General features: G+C 51.0%; 4 protein-coding genes and 1 tRNA gene. 2 read left to right on the top strand and 3 right to left on the bottom strand.

What is annotated here, in order from left to right; all coding sequences use genetic code 11:
* The 3 genes from GX135_04010 to GX135_04000 all read right to left on the bottom strand — a co-directional run.
* The coding region (locus tag GX135_04010) for a hypothetical protein (GenBank protein ID NLN85255.1) at positions 1-1,094 on the bottom strand (1,094 nt) is incomplete at its 3' end.
* A gap of 227 nt (positions 1,095-1,321) precedes the next feature.
* On the bottom strand, positions 1,322-3,247 hold the full coding sequence (locus GX135_04005; GenBank protein ID NLN85254.1) for an RNB domain-containing ribonuclease: 1,926 nt from the start codon (positions 3,245-3,247) through the stop codon (positions 1,322-1,324).
* A 15-nt stretch (positions 3,248-3,262) separates the two neighbouring features.
* Positions 3,263-3,338, bottom strand: a tRNA-Arg gene (locus tag GX135_04000).
* A gap of 117 nt (positions 3,339-3,455) precedes the next feature.
* On the opposite strand from GX135_04000, the gene GX135_03995 reads away from it, so the two are divergent.
* Together GX135_03995 and GX135_03990 are read left to right on the top strand one after the other, a co-directional pair.
* Positions 3,456-4,436, top strand: coding sequence for an aspartate-semialdehyde dehydrogenase (locus tag GX135_03995; GenBank protein NLN85253.1), 981 nt, complete (start codon positions 3,456-3,458; stop codon positions 4,434-4,436).
* Positions 4,433-5,028, top strand: a 596-nt coding sequence (locus GX135_03990; GenBank protein NLN85252.1) for an N-acetyldiaminopimelate deacetylase, incomplete at its 3' end; no start/stop codon positions are given. The genes GX135_03995 and GX135_03990, both read left to right, overlap by 4 nt.

The following is a 5,028-nucleotide window of genomic DNA, read 5'->3' as shown; positions in this document are numbered from 1 at the left end:
TAGTCGTCGTGTTCAATGTAATAGGCATGTTCCAGCGGATATGCCAGATCGGGGTCATTCACGTCGGATTGAAGAAACAGCATGTGCTCGGGATAAACAAGCTCCGGGGTGCCGGCATCCCAAGCGTCGAAACTGAAGCCGGAATCTGTGAAGCTGTAAGCCTTGGGATAGACCAGAACCCTGAACTGGAGGCTGACGTCTGCGTTGAAGCTGTCGTTGGCGGAAACTGTGATCAAAGCGTCTCCCCTTCTGAGAGGTGTGAGGTTCAAAATATCGCCAAACACTTGCGTTTGCACAAAATCGGGGCGGGAAGAACTGGCTGTAAAGCTCAGGAAATCACTTTCCGGGTCCTCGAAAAGGTCGCTCAGTTCAATCTGCAGAGCTTGTCCTTCTTCAATGGCTTTTTGGAGCTGGGGGATTTCAATCACCTGGGGAGGCAGATTCAGCTCGGGCAAGGGAATGCCGTGCAGGCTGAAGTTGTCAAGTCTGTCGTTGCCGGAGGCGTTGTCGGTATTTTCTCCCGTAAAAAGAATTCTGAACATCAGGTTTTCGTTATTGTTGGCGGTCCTATCTGATGATATGTCAAAAGTTCTCAGAATCCAGTCAGGAAGTTCAGGAATGCTGTATGAACTGCCGATCTGGGTCCAGTTTGCACCTCCGTTGGTGGAATAATACAATTCCTGCTCTGTGGCGCCATTGCTGGTCCGGGTGGTGGCATATGCCCCGCTTATTCCCTTGAAACCTGTGCTGGGAGCCGCAACAATCAACTCCCTTGTATCCGAGGGGTTACGCAAACGCAGAACGGCACCCTGATCAGGCTCCTGACCCATCAGCAGGTTCAGGTTTGAAACGGGGTCCTCAGCGCGGTGGGTGCGTCTGTCCATGTAGCCATCACCCGTGCCGGGATATGTGATAACGGCTGTGCCAACCGCGGAATAGTCAGCTTCAACTTCCGTGAGAGTTCCGCTGGGCAGGGAATTGAAATGCCAATAGTGGATTATTTCGGCGTCACCTTCCCGGTGGCTGAAAGCATGAGAAAGGCTACATGTAAAAACAAGCATAACCCATGCCAGAAGATACAATTTCTTCTTCATCTTTTCCTCCATAAATGTTTCATTCGTTGACGATATATTTTTTTGCTTTCGCCGGAGCGCTTGTTTTGAAGAGCAAGAAACTGATTTCAATTGACTGTTTTTCGGACAATCGATGGTTTCAGCGCCGCGTGACTAATTCATAATTATTTTCTAAATGCGATAATTTACACCTAATATGGCAGGCTTTTTTTGTCCAGCGATTTTTTGCTTTTCACCATCAAGTCTATTCAAAACCCAAACTCCGCCGTGGCGCTGAGTTCTTTGAGATCCACCGAGGTCAGGATAGCTTTGATAGGTGTATCCAGAGGCGGAAAAGTGTCGCAATGAATCACCAGCCTTTTTCCCCAGCGCATCAGTTCCGCCAGATAGCCTTGGCGCAGGCGTTTCAGCAAAATCAGGTCCAGGGGTTCGCCCAGGTGCTTCTGTTCCAAAAAACGCAGCAGCCAATAGCTCTCGCTGCGGCGTGCCACCTGTCTCAAGAGCAGCAATCTTTTTTCCAGCTCAGGGATCAGGCTTTCCAGTTCCGCCTTGCTGAAAGCTGGGGTTTTTTGTTGCAAAAAGGCTTGAAACTGCGCTTGGTTCACGATGTCGGCAAATCTGCGGATGGGGGATGTGGCATGCAGATAGGCATCTGAGCCCACGCCGGGATGGTATTTGCCTTGGGTGGAAAGAAAGGCTTGGATTTGTGGAAGCTGCTGAGCGTCGTCATTTTCCCGAAACTCAGCGATATTGCGATAGAGGAAAGGCAGTCCGCTTTTGATTGCCACCTTGGCTAACAGCTTGTTATACAAGATCATCAGCTCCTCAACGATTTGGCGGGAAGGGCTGTGATTGTCGCTTTTGAGCATAAAAACATCCCCGTTTTGAACCTTCAGATGCCAGGAAAAGCGGGGTTTTTCGGTTTTTTCCTCTTCTTCGCGTTCACGCTGCAGATTTTGGGCCAGCGCACGCAAAGGCTGATAGTTTGGACTTGCCAATTCGGCATCGAATTCCTGGTAACTGTAGTTCTTTTTAATGGTTACTCTATCCAAGCAAAACTGGAAATCCTGCTGGCGCAAATCCCGGTCCAGTTCCAGATAGAGCGAAAGCGCCGGTTTTTCAGTGCCCGCCAAAAGGCTGAATTCATCGGAAGATAACAGATTTGTCAAGAGGGAAATGGATTCCCCAGGCAGATACAAAGATGCCGCCCTCAGTCTGGCTTCCTGGAAAAGTTCGCTTTCCAAGGGGATTCTGGAAGCCACGTCACTGATGTGTATGCCCAGGGTCCAACCATTTTCCTTCGGAGTCAATGAAATGGCATCATCAAAATCCGGAGTGCCGGCAATATCGATGGAAAAAGCCTCCGGAATTTTGCCAGATGGGGTTATGGCTGCGTTTCGGGCCAAGCTTCGTGCTGGCAGCGCCTGATTTGACAGATTGGGTTTGAAGGCAATCGGGATGCCGCTGGTAACGGCAATAGGATCAGAATTGGGGAAAATATCGCCCAAAGCCAGACGCAAATCCCTCAACCTGAGTTCATAGCCTTCATCCGAAAATCCCAATTGCAGCAACCGCGCCAAATCCTTCGGTTCCCGCTCAAATTGCAGGGAACGCAGTTCCAGTCTGAAATTTTCCTCAAATTCCGGATCCAGATTCGGTTCCTCAGCTTTGTCAAATCCCTCCAAAAAACTTGCCACGGCTCTCAAATAGCGTTCCCGCAATTGTGATTTTGCACGTTGACGCAAAAATTCCTTCCGCTCCTCTTCATCGCGGATATGAAAAAGACCCTTCTTTTGGGCAAAGATTTCCTCGTTTTCCCTCAGATGCAAAAAGAGGGCAAAAGCTTGGTAATCGTGGCTGAAGCCCAGGATATTGCTGGCTTTTTCAAAACTGAAAGCCTGGTTCAGAGCCGCCAGAGTTTGATGAGCCTCTTCCTCGGAAAAATCAATCAAGAAAGACTTTATCTGTTCGGAAAAACTATGCAGGGATTGCAAATCCATAGGCGTCAGAGGTTTTTGAGAGCTCAAAACAAAACGTTTTTCGATAAGTTCCAAAGTGTTGCCATCCAGACCCAAAACCTGGCAGCCACGTTCCCCCATGGCGGTAATCATCCCCAATTTAAGCTCCGCCTTTTCGTAAAAAAGGACGGCGGTTCCCTCTGCGTATTTGGCCATAAAATCCTTTAAAAATGGCGCCCCAAGGATGATTCGAACATCCGACCAACGGTTTAGGAAACCGCTGCTCTGTCCCCTGAGCTACTGGGGCGCTAATTATGCGCAAAAATCCCCGCCCGCCGCTTTTTGTCAAGTTTTGCATTGACAAATGAGCCGCCCTGCCGTATTTGGTTTGGCAAAGATAAATATGAAATTAAGGATTTTTCCCATGAAAATTGCAATTGTGGGCGCCACTGGAGAAGTGGGCCGCATGATGATTACCTGCTTGGAAGAGTTCGGCGTCAAGGTGGAACGCCTGGAGCTTTTCGCGTCCGCGCGTTCTGCTGGAATCACCCTCTATTTTCAAGATTCGGCGCTCACGGTGAAAGAACTATCCGAAAGCTCGCTGCAGGATCCTTTCGACTATGTGCTCTATTCCGCCGGAGCAGGTGTGGCACGCAGTTTCGCCCCCTTTGCAACCGCAGCCGGTTCGGTTGTGATTGATAATTCCTCCGGATTTCGCCAGGACGCGCTCATCCCGCTGGTGGTTCCGGAAATAAATGGAAGGCTGCTTGAAAACTATCGGGGCATCATCTCGAACCCAAACTGCAGCACCATCCAGATGGTTTTGCCGCTGGCGGTGTTGAACCGGCTTTTTGGCCTTAAAAAAGTGGTGGTGAGCACCTATCAATCCGTTTCCGGAAGTGGACATCAAGGTGTGGAGACCTTGGAGGCTCAGCGCGCTGGCAGCGATGAAAACGGCAGCTATCCAAAACCCATCGACCTGAATCTAATCCCTCAGATCGGCGCTTTTGCCGATGACGGCTACTCTCAGGAAGAGGAAAAAATGCACTTTGAAACCCGCCGCATTCTGGAACTTCCCGAGCTCGAGATTTGCGCCACCACCGTGCGTGTGCCCGTGTTATATGGCCACAGCGAAAGCGTTTACGCGGAATTTGAAACCGAGGCCAATCCCAATCTTGCCGCCGAAGCGCTCAAGGACGCGGAGTCCATCGTTTTTGAGGAAAACAGCTACATCACCCCGCGTGAACTGGGTAATTCCAATGCCAGCCACGTTTGCCGCCTGCGGCAGGGTGCGAACAAAAACAGCCTCTGCTTTTGGAATCTGGGACACAACGTGCGTTTGGGCGCGGCAGCGAACGCCGTGCGCATCATGCTGAAACACGCCGAGCTTGCCAGAATCGTATGAGCTTGAACCTCAGCCAGATCCGCCGCGAACTGCACCGCGTTCCCGAACTGGCATTTCGGGAACACAAAACCAAAGAGCTGCTGCTGGCTCAGCTTGAAAAACTGCCCAGAATCCGTGTGCAAGAATTTTCCACCAACACGGGTATTTTGGTGGAATACAGCGAAGGCAATGGCCCCTACAGGCTTTTCCGCGCCGACATGGATGCCCTGCCCATCACTGAAAACACAGGCTGCGCCTTCTCTTCACAACATCCGGGCTTGATGCACGCCTGCGGTCACGATATTCACATGACGGTGCTTTTGGGTCTCATCGAACGCGTTGTTTCCCAAGCCCTTCCGCGCAATCTGCTCTTTCTTTTTCAACCCGCGGAGGAAGGCGAGGGTGGCGCGCAAAGCGTTCTCGCCGAAGGACTTATCCAGGAATATGAGGTGGAAGCCGCTTTCGCCTTGCACGTGGCTTCCGGACTGCCGGTGGGCACGGTTTCCAGCCGCGCCGGAATCTTTTTTGGCATACCCCAGGAATTTGATGTCAGTTTCATCGGCAGATCCGCCCACGCGGCTTTTCCTGAAAAAGGGGTGAACGCCCTTTTTGC

The sequence above is a fragment of the Candidatus Cloacimonadota bacterium genome (genome assembly GCA_012522635.1).
In the GTDB taxonomy this organism is placed as follows: domain Bacteria; phylum Cloacimonadota; class Cloacimonadia; order Cloacimonadales; family Cloacimonadaceae; genus Syntrophosphaera.
Note: the sequence above shows the minus strand (reverse complement) of the source record. Positions and strands in the feature narration are given on the sequence as shown.

Coding starts and splice junctions, on each gene's coding strand:
- GX135_04005 (NLN85254.1), bottom strand. CDS start 3,247: ATGGCCAAATACGCAGAGGGAACCGCCGTCCTTTTTTACGAAAAGGCG.
- GX135_03995 (NLN85253.1), top strand. CDS start 3,456: ATGAAAATTGCAATTGTGGGCGCCACTGGAGAAGTGGGCCGCATGATG.